Raw genomic sequence first — 22,306 nt, 5'->3', positions numbered from 1 at the left:
CCATCGGAAACACGCCCCGTGAACGACAACGCCACCGCCCTGCCCCCGACCGACCGCACCCGCGTCCGCCGCGTGGCCGAAAACGCCCGCTACGACCGCGCCACGCTGCACGCCATCATCGACGCAGCCTACCTGTGCCATGTGGCCTTTGCCGACGACAAGGGCACACACAACATCCCCACGGCCTGCTGGCGCGAGGGCGAGCACCTGTACATCCATGGCTCCAATGGCGGTCGCATGGTCAAGTGGCTGGGCCAGGGTGCGCAGGCCTGCGTCACCATCACCCACCTCGACGGCCTGGTGCTGGCGCGCTCGGCCTTCAACCATTCGATGAACTACCGCTCGGCCATGATCTATGGCCGCTTCGAGCCCGTGGCCGACAAGCACGCCGCACTGGCTGCCCTCATGGACCACTTGGCCGTGGGCCGCCAGGCCGAGATCCGCGCGAGCAATGACAAGGAATTCGCCGCCACCACCGTGCTGCGCATTTCCCTTGATGAAGCCGCCTGCAAGGTGCGCAGCGGCCCGCCGGTGGACGATGCCGAAGATATGCAACACCCCGTGTGGACAGGCGTACTTCCCCTGGTGCAGGTGCGCGGTGCACCTGTGGCTGACCGACTGAACACCACACCCGTGCCCGGATATGTAGCAGCCTGGGCTGCGCAGACCGCCTGAAGGCTTAGGCCTTGTAGATCAGCGCCACTGCGCGCGCTTCCATGGCCAGGCCCTGGCCCACGGGCCCCAGGCGCTCGGCCGTCTTGGCCTTCACATTCACCTGGTCAGGCTCCACCTGCAGGGCCTTGGCAATGCACTCGCGCATGCCCGGAATGTGCGCGGCCAGGCGCGGCGCCTGCGCCACCACGGTGCTGTCCACATTGCCTACGCGCCAGCCCGCAGCGCGCACGCGGCGCGCGGCCTCGGCCAGCAGCACGGCCGAATCGGCGCCGCGAAACTGCGCATCGGTGTCGGGGAAGTGCCGGCCGATGTCGCCCAGCCCGGCCGCGCCCAGAACGGCGTCGGTGATCGCGTGCAGCAGCACATCGGCATCCGAGTGGCCGAGCAGGCCCATCGAGTGGGGAATGTGAACGCCGCCGATCACCAGAGCGCGCCCAGGTACAAGGGCGTGCGTGTCCCAGCCTTCACCAATCCTGAAATTCATGTGTTCCTTTGCCTCGCCCCCGTCCGGGGTGGATTAGAAAATCGTCTTGCGCCCCGTCTCGCTGGCGCCGTAGCCACGCTCGCCGCCAAAACGGGCCAGCGTGGTGCCGTAACCGCGCTGGGCCAGCACGGCCTCAGCCAGCGCAAAGTCGTCGGGGTAGGTCACCTTGAAGTTCTGCGCGCCGCCGGGCACCAGGCGCGGGTGCAGGCCCATGGCCTCCATGGCGCTGGCCTCGTCGGTTACGTTGGTGCCCACCTTGGCCAGCGCGTCCTGCAGCGGGCCGATGCGGAACATCTGCGGTGTCTGCGCCAGCCATTTGTTGCTGCGGTCCACGGTGGAAGCCACGCGCACGCCGCCCGGCCCGTCGATGGAGGTCTTGAGTGTGTCGGCCAGCTGGTGGGCCAGCAGGCCACCCACAGAGTCGTGCACACAGGCATCGATGAGCCGGTCGATCTGCTCGGCCGTGACCAGGCAACGCGCGGCATCGTGCACCAGCACCCAGTCGTCGCGGTCAGCGCCTCGCTCCAGCAGGGTTTTGATCCCGCCCTGCACCGTGGCTGCGCGCGTGGGCCCGCCGCAGTGGGCAACAAAAAACGAGGGGTGGGCATGGGCGTCCAGGAACTGGTCTCCCGGCGCCACTGCCACCAGCGTGCCCGCCAGCCGGGCCACACCGGCAAACGCAGCCAGCGTGTGCATGACCATGGGGTGGCCCGCCACCAGGTGGTACTGCTTGGGAAGGGGTGGCGGCGCAGGCTCGCCTGCGGCTGCGGCCAGCGCGCCAAAGGCCGACACCGTGCTGCCTGCGGGTGCGGCAGGCGGTACAGCCACGGCCCGCGAGCCCACGCCCGCACAGGGCACCAGCGCCCACAAACGCCCTGGCGCCGATGTGGGCGCATGGGGGGCAGCGAGCGAGGGTTGCAGCAGCGGGTCGATGGTCATGAGAGGCGCATTTTAGGAGGCCTTAGCCCCTTACTCCCCTTCCACCGCCAGCCTTCAAGGCCGTTCGTGCAGGAACCAGGTGCCATGCCCCACCAGCCCCAGCGCGTGATGGCGCAAGGCGATGCCGGGCAGTGCCAGAGTGCAGGGCGCGGCCAGGTCATGTTCGCGCGCCAGGGCCAGGGCGGTGTCGAAATCCCCAGGCGGCTGGCCCACCACGAATTCGAGCATGGTGCCATGGTGGGCCCACAGCTCGGCGCCGTGCTGCTCGCGCCAGCGGCGCAGCAGCGCGATGAAACCGTCGGCGGGGCCGCGCTCCATGCCGTACCAGTGCAGATAGGCCAGCGCCTCTTCGCTGTGAGGCGTGGGCAGCAGCACCAGCCAGGCGTTGTCGGGGTCGAAGCGCTCCTGTCGGCCGCACTCGGGGTCAGCAGCGCCGTGGGAGGCTTCGAGCGTGGCCAGCCAGTGCTCGAAGCGCAGGCGGTCGCCCGCGCAGTCGGCCCAGACAGCGTCGAAGCCTGCGGCATCGGCAGAAGCCCCCGCCGACACGAGTTCGCTGCGCCAGACCTCCAGCTGGTCTTCTTCGTCCAACGGGTAGAAAGACCCGGCCAGTTCGGCCAGCAGGTCTTCGGGGTCCAAGCTGCGCGCGGTCGCGATGAAGGAGCGCGGCGATACATCGTCGCGCGCGGCCCCCTGCTCGTAGGGGAAGCGCATGAACAGGTCTTTCGCCAGGGCATCGGCATCCGGTGCCTCGGTGCTCCCGGACCACAGCGTGGTCACCACGGGCCAGCGGCCGCTGCCGCGCTCCACCAGTGCCCTCGCTGCCTGCCACAGGGCCTGGCGCTCGCCCACAGGCACCTGCGCGGCCCAGGCGATCTCACCGCTGTCCGCGCCAGCGTGGCCGGGCACTGGCAGCACCAGCCAGTCCAGCCCCGCCAGCGGCGTGCCCTGCAGGCGGGCATGCCAGGCTTCGTGCGATTCCGTGGGGGTGGCGGCAATCTCTGCTGGCAGCGCGGGATTGGCAGGCCCGGACACGGAGCGCGTGCCCAGGGCGGCGAGCCAGCCAACAACGGCCGCTTTTTCCACGCCCACAACCTGCGCCAGGTGGCCCGCGCGCAGCAGGCGCGCGGTGGCGGGCACCACGGCCAGATCGAGCAGCCCCGTGGCAGCGGTCGGCGCATCGTGGGCCAGCCAGACGGCTGCCACGTCGGCGGCATCGCCATCACGCCCCTCGTGCGCCAGCAGCAGCCAGGCGGCTTGCCAGATGTTGTGCACCAGGTAGCCACCGGCAAAGCCCGTGGCGCGCAGGTAGCCCGCCATAGCGCGCGCAATGGCCAGAGTATCCGTGGCCTCGGCCGCAGGCGCCACGTCGATGTGCCCGGCCGACTGCATCTGCGCCAGCATGGCGGCCACCTCGCCCTCGGGCAGGCCCAGGGCAATCAGGTCGTCGGCCGTGGGCAGCTCGTCGCCCATGGCGTGCAACACACCCCACTGCCGGGCAACACGCGCCTTGAGCACCAGTTCCGCATCGATGCAAAAGCTGCCAAAGGCCCGGTGTGGCTGCGGCGCGCCTGCCGCCCCCTGGCGCTGCACCAGGGTAGCCAGGAAGTCGGGCGACCAGCCTTCGCCCGCAGGCACCTGCTGCTGGCGGCCCGGCAGGGCCAGGGACTGCAGCAGTTGTCCGGCCTGTTCTTCGGCCCACTCAGCCAGTTGCACGGCGTCCATCGCCTGCTGCTCGCCCACCGCCGGGCAACCCTGTCCGGCCAGCAGGGCCACCAGGGGCCACAGCCGCTGCGCCTCGGTCACCAGCGCGCCATGTGCAGGGAGGCGCCAAGCGCCCTCAGGCTGCAACAAAAGGCCCAACGCGACCAGGGCCTCGCGCGCGTGACCGGCCACGGCGGCCCGCCGCGCGTTGGCCAGCAGTTCGTCCAGGGCACGGTCCAGGCGGCGGGCCTGCAGGTGCTCGGTGGTCAGTGTGGTGCTCAAGGGGTGTCCTCCTCCTGGCGCGGGAGTTTAGGGTGCCAGCAGACGGCCATGGGCACCGGCCGACAGACGACAGACGACAGGCCACGGGCGACCAGTGGTGCGGCACTTGCCACACGCCCCGGTACAGATGGCTTGCAACACCTAAAATGCCCCGTTGCCCCCATCCAGCCCGTGCGCGCATCGCGCCCCTGGGGATGCGGTGGCCCAGACGACCGACTCCGTCCGCATGGAACTGCCCAAACTCTCCCCCGGAAAACGCTTCACCCTGCCCCGCCCCGTGGGCAGCGCCGATTCGCTGCTGCTGGCCCGCCTGGCCGAACGTGACAAGGCGGCAGGCCGCACCACCGCCATCGTCACGGCCGATGCCACCGACGCGCAGCGCCTCATCGAGGAAATGGCCTTCTTTGCACCTGGCCTGCGCTGTGCGCTGTTCCCGGACTGGGAAACGCTGCCCTACGACACCTTCTCCCCGCACCAGGACCTGATCAGCGAGCGGCTGGCCACGCTGTGGCGCATCAGCCAGAAGGACAAGGACACCGGTGCGGACGTGGTGCTGGTGCCCGCCACCACGGCGCTGTACCGGCTGGCGCCGCCGTCCTTCCTAGCGGGGTACACCTTCCACTTCAAGGTCAAGCAAAAGCTCGACGAGGCCAAGTTCAAGGCGCAGCTCACGCTGGCGGGCTACAGCCACGTGTCGCAGGTGGTCAGCCCCGGCGAATACGCGGTGCGTGGCGGGCTGATCGACCTGTTCCCCATGGGCTCGCTGGTGCCGTACCGGGTGGACCTGTTCGACGACGAGATAGACAGCATCCGCACGTTCGACCCCGACAGCCAGCGCAGCCTGTACCCCGTGCCCGAGGTGCGCCTGCTGCCCGGCCGCGAGTTCCCCATGGACGACGACGCGCGCGCCAAGTTCAGGAGCCGCTGGCGCGAGATGCTGGAGGGTGACCCGACCAAGAGCCGCATTTACAAGGACATGGGCGCGGGCGTGGCCACGGCCGGCATCGAGTACTACCTGCCGCTGTTTTTCGATGACACAGCGACGGTGTTCGACTACCTCGGGTCAGAAGCCACGGTGGTGCTGCATGGCGACCTGGAGCCGGCTTTCCAGCGCTTTTGGCAGGACACGAAGGACCGCTTTCGCCTGGTGCAGGGCGACCCCGAGCGCCCGGTGCTGCCGCCCGAGGAGCTGTTCCTCTCGGCAGACCAGTTCTACACGCGCGCCAAGGAGCATGCCCAGCTGTCCATCCGCCCCGGTGTGGAGGACATTGCCGACAACCCGCACTTCCAGAAGCTGGGCGACCTGTCGGTAGTGCGTGGCGCCGAAGACCCGCTGGCCCGCCTGCACGCCCACATCCGCAACACCCAGCACCGCGTGCTGCTGCTGGCCGAGAGCGATGGCCGGCGCGAGAGCCTGCTCGACTTTCTGCGCGCCAGCGGGGTGAACCCGCCGACTTTCGACTCGCTGGCCGAGTTCCAGGGCACGGCCGAGGAAAAGGTGGGCATCGCCACCGCCGGCCTCACGGTGGGCTTCAGCTGGGTCGAGGACGGCATCGACTTCGTCACCGAGACCGAGCTGTTTGCCGCCGGCCCCACCACGCGCCGGCGCAAGAAGCAGGAGCAGGTGAGCGATGTCGAGGCGCTGATCAAGGACCTGGCCGAGCTGAACGTGGGCGACCCGGTAGTGCACAGCCAGCACGGCATCGGGCGCTACCGCGGCCTGGTCAACATGGACGTGGGCAACAAGAACCCCGACGGCACGCCCGCCATGCAGGAGTTCTTGCACCTCGAATACGCCGACAAGGCGGTGCTGTATGTGCCCGTGAGTCAGCTGCAGCTCATCAGCCGCTACACCGGCGTGAGCGCCGACGAGGCGCCGCTGCACAAGCTGGGCAGCGGCCAGTGGGAAAAGGCCAAGCGCAAGGCCGCCGAACAGGTGCGCGACAGCGCGGCCGAGCTGCTCAACATCTACGCCCGCCGCGCCGCGCGCGAGGGCCATGCCTTCCGCTACAGCCCGCAGGACTACGAAACCTTTGCCAACGACTTCGGCTTCGAGGAGACGGCCGACCAGAACGCCGCCATCCACGCCGTGATCCAGGACATGATCAGCCCGCGCCCCATGGACCGCCTGGTCTGCGGCGACGTGGGCTTCGGCAAGACCGAGGTGGCGCTGCGCGCGGCCTTCGTGGCCGTCACAGGCGGCAAGCAGGTGGCCTTCCTCGCGCCCACCACGCTCTTGGCCGAGCAGCACTACCAGACCCTGGTGGACCGGTTCAGCAAGTGGCCGGTGAAGGTGGCCGAGGTCTCGCGTTTCCGTTCCGGCAAGGAGATCACCTCGGCCATCAAGGGCATCGGCGACGGCACGGTGGACATCGTGGTCGGCACGCACAAGCTGCTGTCTGAGTCCACCAAGTTCCACAACCTGGGCCTTTTGATCATCGACGAGGAGCACCGCTTCGGCGTGCGCCACAAGGAGCAGATGAAGGCCCTGCGCGCCGAGGTGGACGTGCTCACCCTCACTGCCACGCCCATCCCGCGCACGCTGGGCATGGCACTCGAAGGCCTGCGCGACCTGTCGGTCATCGCCACCGCGCCGCAGCGGCGCCTGGCGATCAAGACCTTTGTACGCAACGAAGGCACGGGCGTGATCCGCGAGGCGGTGCTGCGCGAATTGAAGCGCGGCGGGCAGGTCTACTTTTTGCACAACGAGGTGGAGACGATCGAGAACCGCCGCCAGAAGCTCGAAGAGATACTGCCCGAGGCCCGCATCGCCGTGGCCCATGGCCAGATGCCCGAGCGCGAGCTGGAGCGCGTGATGCGCGACTTCGTGGCGCAGCGCTACAACATCCTGCTGTGCTCGACCATCATCGAGACCGGCATCGACGTGCCCACGGCCAACACCATCATCATGAGCCGCGCCGACAAGTTCGGCCTGGCGCAGCTGCACCAGCTGCGCGGCCGCGTGGGCCGCAGCCACCACCAGGCGTATGCCTACCTCATGGTGCCCGACACCGAGGGCCTGACCAAGCACGCCGCCCAGCGCCTCGATGCCATCCAGCAGATGGAGGAGCTGGGCAGCGGCTTCTACTTGGCCATGCACGACCTGGAGATCCGCGGCGCCGGCGAGGTGCTGGGCGAGAACCAGAGCGGCAACATGCTCGAAGTGGGCTTCCAGCTCTACAACGAGATGCTGAACGAGGCTGTCAAGGCGCTCAAGGCAGGCAAAGAACCCGACCTGCTCTCGCCCCTGTCGGTCACCACCGACATCAACCTGCACGCCCCCGCCCTGCTGCCCGACGACTACTGCGGCGACGTGCACCTGCGCCTGTCGTTCTACAAGAAGCTGGCCACCGCCAAGACGCCCGACCAGATCGACGGCCTGCTCGAAGAGATCGTGGACCGCTTCGGCAAACTGCCGCCGCAGGCCCAGACCCTGATCGACGTGCACCGCCTGCGCGTGCTGAGCCAGCCCTACGGCGTGGTGAAGGTGGATGCCGCTCCGGGCGTCATCAACATCACCTTCAAGCCCCAGCCGCCCATCGACCCGATGCGCATCATCGAGTTGATCCAGAAGAACAAGCACATCAAGCTGGCGGGCAACGAAAAGCTGCGCATCGAGCGCGAGCTGAAGGAGCCGAAAGACCGCGCGCAGATGGTGCGGGACATCCTGCGGTCGCTGGGGCAGCCGGTGGTGGCCGCATGAGTGTTCAATTTTGAGAAAAATTGGCCTCTGCCGCGCGTCCATCATGCCTCAATAGCTATTAATAGGATAGCAAAAGACGGTCATGTGGCTTGAAGGCATCCTCCTCCTTGTGGCCCTGGCTGCCGCCCTGGCTGCGCGGCCCTGGCGCATGCTGGCCAACCGCAAGCCGCTGGCGCACAAAAGCCATGCCGAGCCCTCTGCGCTGTGGACGCCACTGCTCGCCACGCTGGTCTTCCTGCCCTGGCTGTGGGCCCTGCCCACACTGCACGCCATGCCGCTGCAGCTGCAGTGGTCGGGTGCCTGCCTGGTGGTGCTCATGCTGGGCTGGCCTCTGGCGATCCCGGTGCTCATCGCCGTGGGCACGGCGGCCAGCGTGATCTCGCCCGCGCTGGCCTGGGCCGACGCGCTGGGCGCCACGCTGGCGCTGGGCCTGGGTGCGCTGCTGCGGCGCTACACCGGCACCAGGCCTTTTGTCTATGTGCTGGGCCGTGCGTTTCTGGGCACGGTGGTCTGCGTGTTTGCGGCGGGTGTCCTGTCGCAGTGGAGCGGCCACCTGCTGCCCGGCGTGGGCGATGAGCTGTCGCTGGTGGCGCGCTGGCTGATGGCATGGGGCGACGGCTTTGTCACCGGCATGCTCGCGGCGATTTTTGTGGCCTTCAAGCCCGAGTGGCTGGCCACCTGGTCGGACCGGCTGTACCTGCATGGCCGACAGCCCTGACTCCGCCACCCCAGAGGCCGCAGTGCACAGCGCACCCGTCGCCGTGCGCACGCCTTTTGCCATGGCCCACGGCGCCCGCCAACTGCATGGCAGCACCTGGGGTCACATGGCCGCAGCGGTGCCGCGCCTGCTGTCTCTGCATGGCGGCGGTGCGGCCACCAACCACCGGCGCGTGGACTACCTGCTCCAGCCCCTGGCCACCCAAGGCTGGACCGGCGCAGCCTTCGACTTCGTAGGCCACGGCACCACGGGCGGCAGCCTGCTGGGCTCCAGCCTGGCAGACCGCCAGGCTCAGGCGCTGGCTGTGGCAGCCCACCTGGGCCTGGGGACCGCATGCCCGCCCTTGGCCCTGATGGCCTCCAGCATGGGCGGCCACACGGCCTGCCAGCTGCTGGATACGCTGCAGCCACGCGCCCTGGTGCTGTTCTGCCCAGCGGCCTACACGCCGGCGGCAGAGCACCAGCCCTTTGGCCCAGCTTTTCAGCAGACCTTGCGCGCCACCACGGACTTCGCCGATGCCCTTGCCTGGGCAGCATTGCGGCGCTTTCGCGGCCGATTGCTTCTGGTGTGGGGCGCGGAGGATGCGGTGATCCCGCCCACCGTCATCCAGGGCTACGGCCAGGCCGCCAAGGCCGCGCGCAGCGTGGACGTGGTCCAGTTGCCTGGCGTGGGCCATGCCCTGCACGCGTGGCTGCAGACGCAGCCCGTGGCGGCCCTGGCGCTGCTGCAGCGCATCGCCGCCTTGCTGGCTGCGGCAGAACGGGATTGAGCCTTGCGGCCCCACGGCCGCCCCTGCACCGGTCCACACCTGACGGCTGCACACGCGTCGTCAATCCTCCTTCCATCTGAGCACTGGCAGCGACTGCGTCAGCACTGCAACTGATGCTTGATACAGCGCAAGGGGCGTTGCCCACCGCAGCGCGATAGTGGATGCCACACCCACCACAAGGAGTGCCCCACCATGAAGTTGCTGAACGATCTTTTCTCTACCGACTACGGCCTGATGAGCATCATTGGCATCGGGTTCATGCTGTGCATGGCCGCGTTTTTCCTGCGCATGTTCCTGGTCAAGATGAACGAGCCGCCCACACCCAACCCTGCGGGCCGCGCAAGGGCTGGCAGCGGCAGCATCAAGGGCCCACCGCCGTCGCGCTGAAGCAGCGGCGCTGCGCAGGGCGCCCGCAACCACGGTGGCATGGCAACAGGCGCAGACGGAAGGGGCATGAGGCGGGGCGATACCATTGCGGGTTCTGTTCTCCCCCACACAAAAACCCCGTCGTCTGCGCCATGACCCACGCTACCGAATTCGCCCCCGGCCTCGTCATCCAGGGCATCACGCCCCCGCTGTCCCTGTCGAGCTACAAGCTCATCGCTTTTGACATGGACTCCACCCTCATCAACATCGAGTGTGTGGACGAAATCGCCGACGCCGCAGGCCGCAAGGCCGAGGTGGCCGCCATCACCGAAGCGGCCATGCAGGGCGTGATCACCGATTACAAAGAGAGCCTGCGCCAGCGCGTGGCCCTGCTCAAGGGCGTGACGGTGCAGCACATGGAACAGGTGTTCACCGAGCGCCTGCGCTTCAACCCTGGCGCCAAGGAGCTGATCACCGCCGCCAAGGCTGCAGGCCTGACGACGCTGCTGGTCTCGGGCGGTTTCACCTTTTTTGCCGACCGCGTGAAGGCGGGCCTGGGCATCGACTTTGCGCGCTCCAATATGCTCGAAGTGCAAGATGGCCAACTCACCGGCCGCATGGTGGACCAGGCCTGGGGCGACATCTGCGACGGCGCCGAAAAGCGCCGCACGCTGCTGGAAGTGGCTTCGCTCATGGGCATCTCGCCCCAGCAGGCGATTGCGGTGGGCGACGGCGCCAATGACCTGCCCATGATGGGCGCGGCCGGCCTGTCGGTGGCCTACCACGCCAAGCCCGCCGTGCGCGCGCAGGCCAAGGTGGCCATCAACCAGGGCGGGCTGGACCGGCTGCTGGAAGTGCTGCGCTGATCCCCCGCGGTATCTCCCTTCACCCATTCATGCTGAAAGCCCGCATCACCCGCGCTGCGCAGTCCCTGCGCAAGGGCTGGAAGCAGCACATGGTCACCCTTGTACTCGCCTGGATCGCCATCGTGGCGGTGGACACCTGGCGCACGCGCAACCTGCCCCAAGGCCCTGCGCCCGATGCGGCGTTGGTGATGGCCCCCAGCGCTGGCGCCACCGCCCCCACCACCCTGGCCCAGTGGCGTGCCCAGCACCCCGGCCAGGCCGTGGCCGTGCACTTCTGGGCCGAATGGTGTGCAGTCTGCAAGCTCGAAGAGCCCAGCATCACCAGCCTCTCCTCCGACTGGCCCCTGCTGGGCGTGGCCATGCAGTCGGGCAACGCCGAGCGGGTGGCCCAGGTGCAACGCCAGCGCGGCATGCCGTGGCCCACGGCGGTGGACCCGCAGGCCACCCTGTCGCGCAGCTGGGGCGTGCGTTCCGTGCCCGCGCTGGTGGTGATCGACGCGCACGGCCAGGTGCGGTTTGCCACCTCGGGCTACACGCCCGAATGGGCCATGCGCCTGCGGCTGTGGTGGACGCAGACCATGCCGCAGTGGAAAGCATTGCTTCCAAAACAATAGCTGCTTGCGCTTGATGGACGCGCGCAGACGGCCATTTTGACCACTATTTTTTACTCCACCGGGCGCCCTATGCCCTGATGCGCCCCGCGCTGCGTCTGGCGCAAATCTTCAAGACGCGCTCCCCCCGTCCTTTGCACACTGGCCCCGTCACACCCACGGAGGCCCCATGCACATCACCCTGAACCAACAAGCCCAGCCGGTGCCCCCCGGCTGGGAGGACGAACCCCTGCTCTGGCTGCTGCGCGAGCCCCTGGGTATGACGGGCACCCGCTTTGGCTGCGGCATGGGCCAATGTGGCGCCTGCACCGTCCTCATCGACGGCCAGGCGCAACGCGCCTGCCTGCAGACGGCGCGCGGGCTGCAAGGGCGCTCCATCACCACCATCGAAGGCCTGGCGGCACCCGACGGCACGCTGCACCCCGTGCAACAGGCCTGGCTGAACTTGCGCGTGCCCCAGTGCGGCTACTGCCAGAGCGGCCAGATCATGGGCGCCGTGGCCTTGCTGCGCGCCACGCCCCGCCCGAGCGATGCGCAGATCGACGCCGCCATGTCGGCCCACCTGTGCCGCTGCGGCACCCAGCACCGGGTGCGCGCGGCCATCCACCAGGCTGCTGAAGGTGCGAAGCCATGAAGCGCCGCCAGTTTTTGGCAGCGGCAGGCGCCGGGGTACTCACCGTCACGCTGACGGGCTGCAGCCTGGTGCCGGTGATCCCCAAGCGCCCCACTTCCACCGCCGACGACGCGCTGGGCTGGATACGGCACGAAAACGGCCGCTACACCCTGTGGCTGCCCAGCGCCGAAATGGGCCAGCAGATCAGCGCCGCCATGCAGGGCCTGGCCGCTGCCGAGCTGGGCGTGCCGCCTGCACAAGTACACCTGCAACTGCCCAGCACCCGCCACATCGCCCGCGTGCGCGCCACCGTGGGCAGCGCCAGCGTGCAGGACTTTGCCCTGCCCCTGGCCCGCGCCTGCGCCACGCTGCGCGAGGCCCTGGCCCAAGGCCAGACCACGGGCACGTTGGCCGCGCGTGACATCCCGGCCAATGCGCTGCGCAGCCTGCAACCGCGCACCGGGGCGGCCAAAACAACGCCTGCGGCACCGGGCCAGCTGCACGCCCTCGTCACCGGCCAGCCGCTGTTTGCGGGCGACACGCGCCTGCCCGGCCTGCTCTATGGCCGCGTGCTGCGCGCACCGGTGTCGGCCGAAATCACCTCGCGCCCACAGGCGTGGAATGAGAAGGCCGCCCGCGCCGACCCGGCCTGCGTGGCCGTGGTGCAGCACCCGCGCCTCGCGCAGATGGGCAGCCTGGGCCTGGGCATCGTGGCGCGCACGCCCTCGGCGCTCGACCGCATCGAGGCCGCGCTGGCCGTGCAATGGCAGGTGGAAGATGGCAGCGCATTCGAGCAGGCCGCCATCGACGAGCGCATCGACATCGACACCCACCTGCGCCGGGGCGCGCTGCAGCACCGCCTGCGCAATGACGAGCTGCCCACAGACACAGCATGGACGCTGGACCTGCGCATGGACGTGCCCCTGGCCGCCCACGCGCCCATCGAGCCGCGCAGCGCCACGGCGCACTGGCTGGCCGACGCAGGCAAAGAAGGCATCGCCCTGAAAGTATGGGCGGGCACCCAAGACCTGTTCTACATGCGCGACGTGCTCGCACGCCAGTTCAGCCTGGGGGCAGAACGCATCGAGGTGCAGGCCTGCCGCATCGGCGGTGGTTTTGGCGGCCGCACGCTGTGCACGGTGGAGCTGGAAGCCGCCGTGCTCGCCCAGGCTGTGGGGGCGCCCGTCAAGGTGCAATGGAGCCGCGCGCAGGAGTTCGCCCAGGGCTTCCAGCGCCCGCCCTCCAGCCACCGCGTGCGGGCGCGCGTGCAGGGCGGGCGCATCACCCACTGGTGGCACGCGCTGGCCAGCAGCCACATCCTGTTCACACCCGCCGCCATGCCGGTGTGGATGCAGACCCTGGCCGACCTGGCGGGCGACAGCGGCGTGGCGCGCGGCGCGCAGATGCCATACGACGTGCCCCAGCAGCGCATCGAGTTCACCGCCCAGCGCCTGCCCTTGCACACAGGCCCCTGGCGTGGCCTGGGCGCGGGGCCCAACACCCTGGTGGTGGAAAGCGCCATGGACGAATGCGCGCGCCGCGCAGAGGCAGACCCATTGGACTGGCGCCTGCAGCACACCACCGATGCACGCCTGGCCCAGGTGCTGCGCAGTGCCGCCACCGAGGCCCGCTGGCCAGAGCGCCCCGCCAGCGACGCCAGCACCTTGCGCGGGCGCGGCATCGCAGGCGGCATCTACAAGGGCGTGAGCTACGCCGCCGCCGTGGCCGATGTGGAGGTGCAGCGCGCCACCGGCCAGGTACGCGTAACGGCGCTGTGGTGCGCGCACGACTGCGGCCTGGTGCTGCAGCCCGACGGCGTGCGCGCGCAGACCGAGGGCAACCTCGTGTGGTGCCTGGGCATGGTGCTGCACGAGCAGCTGCCCGTGGCCCGCTCGGGCGTGGCAGCGGCCAGCTTTGCCGACTACCCGCTGCCACGCATGGGCGACATTCCGCCGCTGCATGTGCACCTGATCGACAGCAGCGCGCCGCCCACCGGTGCCGGAGAAACCGCCATGGTGGCCGGGGCCGGAGCGATCGCCAACGCGCTGCGCGACGCCACCGGCGTGCGTTTTGCCCGCTTGCCGGTGCGCAGCGCGGATGTGCTGCAAGCCTTGTCCACGCGGGCTTAGCGGGGTAGCACCAACGGCACAATCCGCCCATGCAAGACTTTGCCAGCGCCGCCATGGTCCGCCTGCTGGTGCGCGCCATGGCTGCGCACGGGCTGGTGCCGCCACCGCCCCCACCGGGTGCCGACGGGCTGGCCGCGAGCCACGTGCCCCTGGCCTACAAACGCAGCGTGGTCGAAGCCGTGTTGCACCAGGGCGGCCTGGGCACACTGCTGCAGCTGGCCCAGCGGGTGGACCTGCTGGCGGGCGACCCGGTGCACCGCGCGCTGCTGGGGGCAAGCAGCCCGCCCGAGCTGATGGCGCGCTGGCAGCGGCTGGAGCGGTATGTGCATTCGCGCCACCAGGTCAGCGTCACCGCCAGCGCCCCGGGCACGCTGGCACTGCGCCACCACGCGCGCCCCGGTGTGCCGGAAGAACCCCATCCCACCGAAAGCCTGGCCGTGCTGGGTGTGCTGGTGGGTGCCAGCAAGGCCCTGGGCGTGCGCGGGTTGCGGGTGGAGATCGGCGCGCCCGAGGCCGCAGGCCACCGCGTGAACCTGCGGATGGAAGCCCCTGTCGCCACCCCGGCCGAACTGCACGCGCAACTGGCACCGCTGGCCGCGCGAAGGTTGCTAGGCCATTGGACCTTGCATTGGGAACATCACGACGGCAACGCACCCACAACCCCCGCCTTGCAGCCCCAGCCCGCCACCCGCCTGTGCGAAGCCCTGCCCTGGCCACCGCTGGCGCACCAGCTGGCGCGCCATGTGCTGCAGGACCCGGCAGCGCAGCACACGGTGGATGCACTGGCCCAGCACACGGGCCTGGCCCGCCGCAGCCTGCAGCGGGCGCTGACCGAACGCGGCCTGAGCTGCCGCCACATCGTGACCGAGGCACGTGCGCGGGTGGCGGCGCAGTGGCTGCTGGAGAGCCCGCATGGCCTCGCAGAAATCGGGTTTGCGTGCGGCTTTGCCGACCAGCCCCACTTCACACGCGAATTTGCGCGCCATGTGGGCCTGACCCCGGCGCGCTACCGGCAGGCATTTGGATGTGTGGGTGCACCTGGGCCGAATTTACCATCAATTTGATAGCGCAAATTCGATACACAACGCGCGCAAACGGCCATTTTTACTCAATGTTTTCGGTTTTGGATGGCAATCCGGCCACGGGTGCGCTCCTGCGCATGGCGCCGCCGCTCTGGGGCAGTGCCACCGTGGGCAGCAAGGCCCGTGCAGCCGCCCCACCCGCAGCGGCCGGGGCCATCAGGTCGGCCAGCGTCACGCTGTCCAGCACCGCCAGGTAGGCCTGCATGGCCTGCCACAGCACGCCCTTGAGGCGGCAGTGGCTGCTCAGGCGGCACTGGTTGGTGCCGGGGTCAAAACACTCCACCAGGTTGAAGTCGGTCTCGGTCGCTCGCACCGCGGCGCCGATGTTGATGGCCGACGCAGGCACCATCAGCCGCATGCCGCCGCCCCGCCCGCGCGTGGTCTCCAGCAGCCCCTGGGCGGCCAGTTGCTGCACGATTTTCATCAGGTGGCTGCGCGAGATGCCGTAGCCCTCGGCCACCTCCGTGATGGTCACCGGCTGCTCGCGGCCCTCGGCGGCTGCGCAGTACATGAGCACGCGCAGCGTGTAGTCGGTCCATTGGGTCAGGCGCATGGGTTTTGCCGCAGGTCAAGTTAAAGAGGTATGCAGGACGAATTTTATTGAATAAAATATTCACATCAAATGAATCTTTAAAAGGACCCGCCATGAACGCCCGCGTTGACCGCCTGGATGCTGCTCCCGCCCACCCCACCCCGCTCAGTGCCGACCAGCAGATCGGCCAGATCGCGGTGCAACTGCCCGGCGCCACGGCGGTGTTCCGGCGGCTCAAGCTCGACTTTTGCTGCGGCGGCCAAGTGAGCCTGGCAAAGGCGGCTACCGACAAGGGGCTGGACGCGAACGCCGTGCTGGCCGAGCTGGCGGCCCTGCAACGCAGCGACGCCGTGCCCGAAGCCGCATCGCCCAGCGCGCTCATCGACCACATCCTGGTCCGCTACCACGAGGTGCACCGCCAGCAGCTGCCCGAGCTGATCCGCATGGCCCGCCGCGTGGAGGCCGTGCACCGCGACAACCCCCATGTGCCCGCCGGACTGGCCGACCACCTGGAAACCATGCACGAAGAGCTGCTCTCGCACATGCTCAAGGAAGAGCAGGTGCTGTTCCCCATGCTCAAGAGCGGCGGCAACCCCTTTGTGGGCCAGCCCATCGGCATGATGCGCGCCGAACACGTGGACCACGGCGAAGCGCTGGACAAGCTCAACGCCCTGACCAACGACGCCACGCCCCCCCAAGGCGCCTGCAATACCTGGCGCGCGCTGTATGCAGGTATCGCCCAGTTGGGCGATGACCTCATCAACCACATCCACCTGGAAAACAACGTGCTGTTTCCGGCTTTCGAAGCCAGCACAACCCCTTCGTCGCAAGGTTGCGGTCCGTCAGGCTGCGCCTGCAGCGGCGGGGGCACACTGCAGGCATGAACCTGCAAACCACTTCACCCGAGGGTCTTGGGGCACACGCACCACCCAGCGTGGAGAGCATCACGCGGCTGGTGCATGGTTTTTATGGCGATGTGCGCCAGGACCCGCTGCTGGGGCCCGTGTTTGAAAAGGCCCTGCACGGCCAGTGGGACGCCCACCTGCAGCGGCTGGTGGACTTCTGGAGCACGGTGGCACTGGGCACACGCAGCTTCAAGGGCGACGTATTTGGCAAGCACATGGCGCTGGAGGGCGTGACGCCCGCTCACTTTGCCGCCTGGGTGGGACTGTGGCAGCGCCACACCAGCGGCCTGTTTGCCCCCGAGGTGGCGCACGACCTGCAGGTAGCGGCACACGGCATTGCGCGCAATCTGTTCCGGGGCTACTTTGGCAGCGACCCGGCGTTTGTGCCGCCGCGCAGCGAGCACGGCGGGGATTGAGTCAGGGTCCGGCCTGTTGTGCCGGGGCCAGTTACTTCTTCTTGTCGCCAGGCGTGAAGAACAGCGCCAGGCCCACCGCAATCAGCGCCACCGGCCACCACACCCGCAGCAGCTCGCGCAGACTGATGCTGATCAGCCCCAGATTGGTCAGCAGAAAAAACACGCCCAAAACGACCAGGACGATCGCAGCGATATGGCCCTTCATGTGCATTCCCTCAGGGTAGTTGTGTATCTAGGCGCGATTATGGCGGGCCGGAGAGCCGCGCCCCCAGATGGTCCACAAACACACGCACCTTGGGCGACAAATGCCTGCTGGAGGGCCACAGCGCCCAGAACTGGCGGCTGGGGCCCATGTCCTGCTCAAGCACCCTGACCAGTCGGCCATCGGCCAGGGCATCGCGCACCAAAAAATCGGGCAGGCACGCAATGCCAAGCCCCCGCAGCGTGGCGCCTAAGACCGCCTCGATGTTGTTGCAGGCCAGCACGGTGTGCAGGCGGGGCTCGGTGCTGGCCACCGCCTCGCGCCAGGGCCAGTCGAGCAACTTGCCAGAATCCGGGTGGCGAAACCGCACGCAGGCATGCTGCTCCAGGTCACGCATGGCAACGGGCATGCCGTGGAGCGCCAAGTAAGCCGGTGCAGCACACAACAGCAGCCGAAATTTTTGCAACGGGCGCGAAACCAGGCGGGAGTCGCGCAGGTCTCCGCTGCGGATGGCCACGTCAATGCCTTCGTCGATCAGATCGACCGCGCGGTCGCTGAAATTGATGTCCAGCTCCACCTCTGGGTGGCGCGCAAGAAACTCCGGCACCAGGGGAATCAGGAAGTAGTAGCCCACGATGGGTGCGCTCACCCGCAGCTTTCCACGGGGGGCCTCGCGCGACAAGGACAGCATGGCCTGCGCGTCGTCCAAGTCATCCAGGATGCGGCGGCAGCGCTCGTGAAACAGATGCCCTTCCGCCGTGAGCTGAACGCGCCGGGTGCTGCGCTGCAAAAGCCGCACACCCACCTCCTGCTCCAGCCGTGCCACCCCTTTGCCCACGGCAGACGCAGATATCGCCAGCGCCCTTCCAGCCGCCACAAAGCTGCCCAGTTCCGCCGTTTTGACAAAGGCCAACATGCCGCTGAGCTTGTCCATATGCACCTGCCAATTTGGTTGTCTGATGCGGTCGATTCAATCGTTTTGATCCGCAATGAAAGGAGTCAAAGCTACTTTTTTATTTATTCAAGCCAGTTTAACCTTCTCTAACTCACCCCAACACCCCACCGCATGCCCACCCCGTCGTTCATTCGCGCCAGAGCCAGCAGCCCCTGCGCTGCCCACGATCCGTTGCAGAGCCTGCAGACCGAGTACCTGTCCTGGGTGCAGGGCGAGATGGCGCGATGCTTTCCCGATGCCGAGCTGCTGCAGACCGGAGGCGACGGGGACATGGTTCAGGCGCTCTGCGCCGAGCACCCACCGGGCAGCATGTTCTATCTGATCAAGGTGGATGGCGAAGCCGCTGGCATGTGCGGGCTGCGCATCCTGGGCGGCAACACTGCCGAGATCAAGCGCCTGTATGTGCGCCCCGCCTACCGGGGCATGCAACTGGGCTCATCGGCTCTGCGCAGGCTGCTCGAAGACGCCCGCCAGCGGGGCTACACCCGCATCTGCCTGGACACCGCGCATTTCATGCAGGCTGCGCACGGCCTATACGCAGCCCACGGCTTTACCGACTGTGCAGCCTACGAAGGCACCGAAGTGCCTGCCACGCTGCACGGCCACTGGCGTTTCATGCAGCGCGCCATCACCCACCCCGGCCCATGAAAACGCCCTTTGCACGGCATGCCAGGCACGCAGGCCTGGCAGTCACCTTGCTCGTGCTGCCCCTGGTGCTGCAAAGCTTTGGCCACCACTGGGTGCGTGTCGCAGACACCAGCCTGCTGTACGTCATGCTGGCGCTGGGCCTGAACATCGTGGTGGGTTATGCAGGCCTGCTCGACCTGGGCTACGTCGCCTTCTACGCACTGGGCGCCTACCTGTTTGCGCTGCTGACCTCACCGCACCTGACCGACCACTTTGCCTGGATCGCTGCACTGTTCCCGGACGGGCTGCACGCCCCCTGGTGGGTGACCATCCCGCTGGGCGCGGCGCTAGCAGCCATCCTGGGCATGCTGCTGGGGGCTCCCACCCTGAAACTGCGTGGCGACTATCTGGCAGTGGTCACGCTGGGCTTTGGAGAGATTGTGCGGCTGCTGGTCATCAACATGGGCCACCCGGTCAACATCACCCAGGGCGCCCAAGGCCTGGGGCTGATTGACCCGGTCCGCATCCTGGGGGTGGACCTGAGCAAGCCCCTGGCCGTGGCAGGCCACGAAGTAGCCTCCGTCACGCTTTACTACTACCTGTTCCTAGCCCTGGTGCTGATCACCATCGCGATCTGCCAGCGCCTGCAGGATTCGCGCATCGGCCGCGCGTGGATGGCCATCCGCGACGACGAGACTGCGGCGCGCTCCATGGGGATCAACACCCGCAATCTCAAGCTGCTGGCGTTTGGCGTGGGGGCCAGTTTTGGCGGCGTTACTGGCGCCATGTTTGCAGCCTTCCAGGGCTTTATCTCCCCCGAAGCCTTCAGCCTGAACGAGTCGGTGCTCATTGTTGCCATGGTGGTGTTCGGCGGCATGGGCCATATCCCAGGCGTGGTATTGGGCGCGGTTCTGCTCGCAGCCCTGCCCGAAGTGCTGCGCTACGTGGTCGGCCCTTTGCAGGCAGCGACCGACGGGCAGCTGGACGCCGGAGTAATGCGCCCCCTGCTGATTGCGCTGGCAATGATCGTCACCATGCTGTGGCGCTCCAGCGGCCTTTGGCCTGCCCCCGACAAAGCTCAAGCACATGGAGCAGCCCGTGCAGCCGGGCGTTGCAAGTGACTTGCGGATCAGCGGCGGTCTGCAGCACCCGCACCGCGCAACGGCTTGAGCAGGTCCGACAAACCGTTGTGGTCGATCTCGTGCATGAGCGCCAGCAACTGCCCCAGTTCGCCCTTGGGGAAACCCTCGCGCGCAAACCAGTTCAGGTAGTTGCCGGGCAGATCGGCCAGCAACGTGCCTTTGTGCTTGCCATAGGGCATCTCGGTGGTGACCAGGCGCTGCAGCTTGTCCGCATCCATCGCCAGCCCCTCAGCCGCCCGCGCGCTTGACCTTGTGGCCGAGCTTTTGCAATGCGGCCATCACACGCTCCACATGGTCGCCCTGCACTTCGATCACGCCGTCCTTCACCGTGCCGCCGCTGCCGCAGGCGGCCTTGAGCTGCTTGCCGAGTTGCTCCAATGCAGCTGCATCCACCAACACGCCCTTGACCAGGGTCACGGCCTTGCCGCCCCGGCCCTTGGTTTCACGCGACACCCGCACGATGCCATCGCCGGTGGGCAAAGGCTTGTTCTGCTTGCAGGTGCATTGCGCCACGGGCTGGCGGCAGTCGGGGCACATGCGGCCAGATTCGGTGGAGTAAACCAGGCCGCCCAGGTCGGCGAACGACTTCATCGCTTGTGCTCCACTTCGTTTTGCAGCATGTGGAAATCCAGCAGGCGCGTGGCCAACAAGGTTTCGGTGAGGAAACACACCAATGCCAGCAGGAAGGACGCCACGCCCGCCAGGAAACCCGCCACCGCCAGCCGGTTGGACTGGAAATTGGTCGTTTCGCCGAGGAACAGCAGGATGATGGTGATGCCGATCAAGAAGGCGCAGAACGTGAGCAGGGCGATGCAGCCGTTGGCCAGCCGCCCGCGCAGGCGCAGGTCGGCCAGCTCCTTGTAGGCGCGGGCCAGAAACTCGGGCTCGGTGCTGGCACGGGCTCGGTCTTCCACCACGCGGGCCCGGTCGATGATGCGGGCCAGGCGCCCGGCCACGGCGCCGATCATGCCGGACACGGCGGTGAGCAAAAACACAGGGGCCACCGCCAGCTGGATGCCGTGGGTGATGGCAGAAGAGTCAAGGGTGAGGGCCATGGCGCTACCAAAAAATGGAAAACCGGCGGGGCGCCGGGGCCCCGATTATCCGCGCGATGCCCCCTCGCCGGGCCCGCAGCCCGGCCCGGCATGCCATGGCCTCCGCGCACACAGGGGCCCAAACCGCAACTGCGGCGACAATCCCCCATCTCCTTCCCCGTTTCGCGCTGCCGTGCGGCCCTTCCTGCCAACGCCGCCCCAGCGCCGCCTCCATGCCCTTTGCCTCCCTCGGTCTGTCCCCTGCCCTTGTCCACGCTGCAGAAAAAGCGGGTTTTGTCGCGCCCACGCCCATCCAGGCGGGTGCCATCCCGGCCATCCTGCAGGGGGCTGACCTGCTGGGGGCCGCCCAGACCGGTTCGGGCAAAACAGCGGCTTTTGCCCTGCCCTTGCTGCAACAGCTGCAACTGAGCGCCACTGGCGGCCCACGCCGGGTGCGCGCCCTGGTGCTGGTGCCCACGCGCGAGCTGGCCGCCCAGGTGGGCGAGGTGCTACGCAGCCTGGCCCAGCACCTGCAGCAGCCGCTGAAAGTGGCCATCGTGTTTGGTGGCGTCTCGATCAACCCGCAGATGCTGGGCCTGCGCGGTGGGGCCGACATTGTGGTGGCCACGCCGGGCCGCCTGCTGGACCTGGTAGACCACAACGCGCTGCGCCTGTCGGCCGTGGCGCACCTGGTGCTGGACGAGGCCGACCGCCTGCTGGACCTAGGCTTTGCCGAAGAGTTGAACCGTGTGCTGGCCCTGCTGCCTGCGCAGCGGCAGAACCTGTTCTTCTCGGCCACCTTCCCTGCAGCGGTGCAGGCGCTGGCCGATGGCCTGCTGAAGAACCCCGTGCGTGTGGAGGTGCCCCGCACCCCGGGCAACGAGCCCGCCATCGAACAACGCGCCATTGCAGTGGACGCCAGCCGCCGCACCCAGCTGCTGCGCCACCTGGTCAAGGAACACAACTGGTCGCGCGTGCTGGTGTTTGTGGCCACGCAATACGCGGCCGAGCATGTGGCCGAGAAGCTGTACAAGGCGGGCATCTTTGCATCGCCCTTCCACGGTGGCCTGAGCCAGGGCGCGCGCAACCAGGTGCTGCAGGAGTTCAAGGACGACCGCTGGCAGGTGGTGGTGACCACCGACCTGGCCGCGCGCGGCATCGACATTGCGCAGCTGCCTGCTGTGGTCAATTACGACCTGCCACGCTCGGCCGTGGACTACGTGCACCGCATCGGCCGCACCGGCCGCGCGGGCGAGAGTGGCATGGCCGTGAGTTTTGTGACGGCCGATGCCGAAGCGCATTTCCGGCTGATCGAGAAACGCCAGCACCTGGCCCTGCCCCGCGAGCAGATTGCGGGTTTCGAGCCCACCGAGAACCCGGCCCCCCCGTCATCCACGGACCCCCAGGGCACCGGCGGCATCAAGGGCAGGCGGCCCAGCAAAAAGGACAAGCTGCGCGCTGCAGCGGCTGCAGCTACCGAAGCGCCCTCCACCGCCCATAAAAAAGGCTCCTGAAAGGAGCCTTTGGAAGCGCCGTGAAGGGCGGCCGCCCAAGC

The 22,306-nt window shown here is 68.2% G+C and carries 24 protein-coding genes; 15 read left to right on the top strand and 9 right to left on the bottom strand.

What is annotated here, in order from left to right:
- Nucleotides 1-18: 18 nt before the first annotated feature.
- Nucleotides 19-675, top strand: coding sequence for a pyridoxamine 5'-phosphate oxidase family protein (locus ACYZGB_RS05510; protein WP_462387214.1), 657 nt, complete (start codon nt 19-21; stop codon nt 673-675).
- A 4-nt stretch (nt 676-679) separates the two neighbouring features.
- Here the strand turns inward: ACYZGB_RS05510 and ispF are convergent, their stop codons facing one another.
- Genes ispF through ACYZGB_RS05495 form a run of 3 tightly spaced genes read right to left on the bottom strand, consistent with a single transcriptional unit; the run spans nt 680 to nt 4,081 of the window.
- Nucleotides 680-1,159: a 2-C-methyl-D-erythritol 2,4-cyclodiphosphate synthase gene (ispF, locus tag ACYZGB_RS05505; protein WP_462387213.1), complete on the bottom strand. Its 480-nt coding sequence runs from the start codon at nt 1,157-1,159 to the stop codon at nt 680-682.
- Nucleotides 1,160-1,192: 33 nt separating this feature from the next.
- The gene (locus ACYZGB_RS05500; RefSeq protein ID WP_462387212.1) at nt 1,193-2,098 is read right to left on the bottom strand and encodes an IspD/TarI family cytidylyltransferase; all 906 of its coding nucleotides are present in this window, start codon (nt 2,096-2,098) and stop codon (nt 1,193-1,195) included.
- Nucleotides 2,099-2,152: 54 nt separating this feature from the next.
- A complete protein-coding gene (locus ACYZGB_RS05495; RefSeq protein ID WP_462387211.1) occupies nt 2,153-4,081 on the bottom strand; it encodes a DUF4253 domain-containing protein in 1,929 nt (642 codons plus the stop codon).
- 226 nt (nt 4,082-4,307) lie between these two features.
- Between ACYZGB_RS05495 and mfd the strand changes: the two genes are divergently transcribed.
- From mfd to ACYZGB_RS05450, 9 genes are all read left to right on the top strand, one after another.
- Complete coding sequence (gene mfd, locus ACYZGB_RS05490; protein WP_462387210.1) at nt 4,308-7,784, top strand: transcription-repair coupling factor; 3,477 nt, start codon at nt 4,308-4,310, stop codon at nt 7,782-7,784.
- Between the two features lie 82 nt (nt 7,785-7,866).
- Nucleotides 7,867-8,502 (top strand): hypothetical protein, encoded by a 636-nt coding sequence (locus tag ACYZGB_RS05485; protein ID WP_462387209.1) that lies wholly within the window; start codon nt 7,867-7,869, stop codon nt 8,500-8,502.
- Nucleotides 8,486-9,271, top strand: coding sequence for an alpha/beta hydrolase (locus ACYZGB_RS05480; RefSeq protein WP_462387208.1), 786 nt, complete (start codon nt 8,486-8,488; stop codon nt 9,269-9,271). The genes ACYZGB_RS05485 and ACYZGB_RS05480 overlap by 17 nt, the downstream gene beginning before the upstream one ends.
- Before the next feature lie 192 nt (nt 9,272-9,463).
- Entirely contained in the window at nt 9,464-9,658 is a 195-nt protein-coding gene (locus ACYZGB_RS05475; RefSeq protein ID WP_462387207.1) for a DUF3149 domain-containing protein, read from the top strand.
- Between the two features lie 131 nt (nt 9,659-9,789).
- Nucleotides 9,790-10,503, top strand: a complete 714-nt coding sequence (gene serB, locus ACYZGB_RS05470; protein WP_094287681.1) for a phosphoserine phosphatase SerB — start codon at nt 9,790-9,792, stop codon at nt 10,501-10,503.
- Between the two features lie 29 nt (nt 10,504-10,532).
- Nucleotides 10,533-11,117 carry a redoxin domain-containing protein gene (locus tag ACYZGB_RS05465; protein ID WP_462387206.1) on the top strand — a complete coding sequence of 195 codons (585 nt, stop codon included), beginning with the start codon at nt 10,533-10,535 and terminating at the stop codon, nt 11,115-11,117.
- A 166-nt stretch (nt 11,118-11,283) separates the two neighbouring features.
- Entirely contained in the window at nt 11,284-11,748 is a 465-nt protein-coding gene (locus ACYZGB_RS05460) for a (2Fe-2S)-binding protein (RefSeq protein WP_462387205.1), read from the top strand.
- Nucleotides 11,745-13,856 carry a xanthine dehydrogenase family protein molybdopterin-binding subunit gene (locus tag ACYZGB_RS05455; RefSeq protein WP_462387204.1) on the top strand — a complete coding sequence of 704 codons (2,112 nt, stop codon included), beginning with the start codon at nt 11,745-11,747 and terminating at the stop codon, nt 13,854-13,856. The genes ACYZGB_RS05460 and ACYZGB_RS05455 overlap by 4 nt, the downstream gene beginning before the upstream one ends.
- A 29-nt stretch (nt 13,857-13,885) precedes the next feature.
- Complete coding sequence (locus ACYZGB_RS05450; RefSeq protein ID WP_462387203.1) at nt 13,886-14,920, top strand: helix-turn-helix transcriptional regulator; 1,035 nt, start codon at nt 13,886-13,888, stop codon at nt 14,918-14,920.
- 40 nt (nt 14,921-14,960) lie between these two features.
- On the opposite strand, the gene ACYZGB_RS05445 is transcribed toward ACYZGB_RS05450, so the two are convergent.
- A complete protein-coding gene (locus ACYZGB_RS05445; RefSeq protein ID WP_462387201.1) occupies nt 14,961-15,491 on the bottom strand; it encodes an RrF2 family transcriptional regulator in 531 nt (176 codons plus the stop codon).
- A 92-nt stretch (nt 15,492-15,583) separates the two neighbouring features.
- Here ACYZGB_RS05445 and ytfE point away from each other — a divergent pair, with 92 nt between their 5' ends.
- A complete protein-coding gene (gene ytfE / locus ACYZGB_RS05440; RefSeq protein ID WP_462387200.1) occupies nt 15,584-16,354 on the top strand; it encodes an iron-sulfur cluster repair protein YtfE in 771 nt (256 codons plus the stop codon).
- Nucleotides 16,351-16,791 carry a group III truncated hemoglobin gene (locus ACYZGB_RS05435; RefSeq protein WP_462387199.1) on the top strand — a complete coding sequence of 147 codons (441 nt, stop codon included), beginning with the start codon at nt 16,351-16,353 and terminating at the stop codon, nt 16,789-16,791. Before ytfE ends, ACYZGB_RS05435 begins: the two co-directional genes overlap by 4 nt.
- 31 nt (nt 16,792-16,822) lie before the next feature.
- Here the strand turns inward: ACYZGB_RS05435 and ACYZGB_RS05430 are convergent, their stop codons facing one another.
- Nucleotides 16,823-16,996: a LiaI-LiaF-like domain-containing protein gene (locus ACYZGB_RS05430; RefSeq protein WP_171012331.1), complete on the bottom strand. Its 174-nt coding sequence runs from the start codon at nt 16,994-16,996 to the stop codon at nt 16,823-16,825.
- A 37-nt stretch (nt 16,997-17,033) separates the two neighbouring features.
- Entirely contained in the window at nt 17,034-17,927 is an 894-nt protein-coding gene (locus tag ACYZGB_RS05425) for a LysR family transcriptional regulator (protein ID WP_462387198.1), read from the bottom strand.
- A 132-nt stretch (nt 17,928-18,059) separates the two neighbouring features.
- On the opposite strand from ACYZGB_RS05425, the gene ACYZGB_RS05420 reads away from it, so the two are divergent.
- Nucleotides 18,060-18,596 (top strand): GNAT family N-acetyltransferase, encoded by a 537-nt coding sequence (locus ACYZGB_RS05420; RefSeq protein WP_462387197.1) that lies wholly within the window; start codon nt 18,060-18,062, stop codon nt 18,594-18,596.
- Complete coding sequence (locus ACYZGB_RS05415) at nt 18,593-19,696, top strand: branched-chain amino acid ABC transporter permease (RefSeq protein ID WP_462387196.1); 1,104 nt, start codon at nt 18,593-18,595, stop codon at nt 19,694-19,696. Before ACYZGB_RS05420 ends, ACYZGB_RS05415 begins: the two co-directional genes overlap by 4 nt.
- 8 nt (nt 19,697-19,704) lie before the next feature.
- Here the strand turns inward: ACYZGB_RS05415 and ACYZGB_RS05410 are convergent, their stop codons facing one another.
- The 3 genes from ACYZGB_RS05410 to ACYZGB_RS05400 are packed head-to-tail and all read right to left on the bottom strand — an operon-like array spanning nt 19,705 to nt 20,772.
- A complete protein-coding gene (locus ACYZGB_RS05410) occupies nt 19,705-19,935 on the bottom strand; it encodes a DUF3820 family protein (RefSeq protein WP_462387195.1) in 231 nt (76 codons plus the stop codon).
- A 10-nt stretch (nt 19,936-19,945) separates the two neighbouring features.
- A complete protein-coding gene (locus tag ACYZGB_RS05405) occupies nt 19,946-20,308 on the bottom strand; it encodes a translation initiation factor Sui1 (protein ID WP_063461876.1) in 363 nt (120 codons plus the stop codon).
- Nucleotides 20,305-20,772, bottom strand: coding sequence for a DUF2721 domain-containing protein (locus ACYZGB_RS05400; RefSeq protein WP_094287643.1), 468 nt, complete (start codon nt 20,770-20,772; stop codon nt 20,305-20,307). The genes ACYZGB_RS05405 and ACYZGB_RS05400 overlap by 4 nt, the downstream gene beginning before the upstream one ends.
- Nucleotides 20,773-20,984: 212 nt before the next feature.
- On the opposite strand from ACYZGB_RS05400, the gene ACYZGB_RS05395 reads away from it, so the two are divergent.
- Nucleotides 20,985-22,265 (top strand): DEAD/DEAH box helicase, encoded by a 1,281-nt coding sequence (locus tag ACYZGB_RS05395; protein WP_462387194.1) that lies wholly within the window; start codon nt 20,985-20,987, stop codon nt 22,263-22,265.
- Nucleotides 22,266-22,306: the final 41 nt, after the last annotated feature.

It is taken from the genome of Acidovorax sp. Q11 (assembly GCF_054950075.1).
This window is presented reverse-complemented; position numbering and strand designations above follow the sequence as displayed.

Coding starts and splice junctions, on each gene's coding strand:
- ACYZGB_RS05500 (WP_462387212.1), bottom strand. CDS start 2,098: ATGACCATCGACCCGCTGCTGCAACCCTCGCTCGCTGCCCCCCATGCG.
- ACYZGB_RS05460 (WP_462387205.1), top strand. CDS start 11,284: ATGCACATCACCCTGAACCAACAAGCCCAGCCGGTGCCCCCCGGCTGG.
- ACYZGB_RS05400 (WP_094287643.1), bottom strand. CDS start 20,772: ATGGCCCTCACCCTTGACTCTTCTGCCATCACCCACGGCATCCAGCTG.
- serB (WP_094287681.1), top strand. CDS start 9,790: ATGACCCACGCTACCGAATTCGCCCCCGGCCTCGTCATCCAGGGCATC.
- mfd (WP_462387210.1), top strand. CDS start 4,308: ATGGAACTGCCCAAACTCTCCCCCGGAAAACGCTTCACCCTGCCCCGC.
- ACYZGB_RS05420 (WP_462387197.1), top strand. CDS start 18,060: ATGCCCACCCCGTCGTTCATTCGCGCCAGAGCCAGCAGCCCCTGCGCT.
- ACYZGB_RS05450 (WP_462387203.1), top strand. CDS start 13,886: ATGCAAGACTTTGCCAGCGCCGCCATGGTCCGCCTGCTGGTGCGCGCC.
- ACYZGB_RS05410 (WP_462387195.1), bottom strand. CDS start 19,935: ATGGATGCGGACAAGCTGCAGCGCCTGGTCACCACCGAGATGCCCTAT.
- ACYZGB_RS05435 (WP_462387199.1), top strand. CDS start 16,351: ATGAACCTGCAAACCACTTCACCCGAGGGTCTTGGGGCACACGCACCA.
- ACYZGB_RS05415 (WP_462387196.1), top strand. CDS start 18,593: ATGAAAACGCCCTTTGCACGGCATGCCAGGCACGCAGGCCTGGCAGTC.
- ACYZGB_RS05465 (WP_462387206.1), top strand. CDS start 10,533: ATGCTGAAAGCCCGCATCACCCGCGCTGCGCAGTCCCTGCGCAAGGGC.
- ACYZGB_RS05455 (WP_462387204.1), top strand. CDS start 11,745: ATGAAGCGCCGCCAGTTTTTGGCAGCGGCAGGCGCCGGGGTACTCACC.
- ACYZGB_RS05395 (WP_462387194.1), top strand. CDS start 20,985: ATGCCCTTTGCCTCCCTCGGTCTGTCCCCTGCCCTTGTCCACGCTGCA.
- ispF (WP_462387213.1), bottom strand. CDS start 1,159: ATGAATTTCAGGATTGGTGAAGGCTGGGACACGCACGCCCTTGTACCT.
- ACYZGB_RS05475 (WP_462387207.1), top strand. CDS start 9,464: ATGAAGTTGCTGAACGATCTTTTCTCTACCGACTACGGCCTGATGAGC.
- ACYZGB_RS05480 (WP_462387208.1), top strand. CDS start 8,486: ATGGCCGACAGCCCTGACTCCGCCACCCCAGAGGCCGCAGTGCACAGC.
- ytfE (WP_462387200.1), top strand. CDS start 15,584: ATGAACGCCCGCGTTGACCGCCTGGATGCTGCTCCCGCCCACCCCACC.
- ACYZGB_RS05405 (WP_063461876.1), bottom strand. CDS start 20,308: ATGAAGTCGTTCGCCGACCTGGGCGGCCTGGTTTACTCCACCGAATCT.
- ACYZGB_RS05430 (WP_171012331.1), bottom strand. CDS start 16,996: ATGAAGGGCCATATCGCTGCGATCGTCCTGGTCGTTTTGGGCGTGTTT.
- ACYZGB_RS05485 (WP_462387209.1), top strand. CDS start 7,867: ATGTGGCTTGAAGGCATCCTCCTCCTTGTGGCCCTGGCTGCCGCCCTG.
- ACYZGB_RS05445 (WP_462387201.1), bottom strand. CDS start 15,491: ATGCGCCTGACCCAATGGACCGACTACACGCTGCGCGTGCTCATGTAC.
- ACYZGB_RS05425 (WP_462387198.1), bottom strand. CDS start 17,927: ATGGACAAGCTCAGCGGCATGTTGGCCTTTGTCAAAACGGCGGAACTG.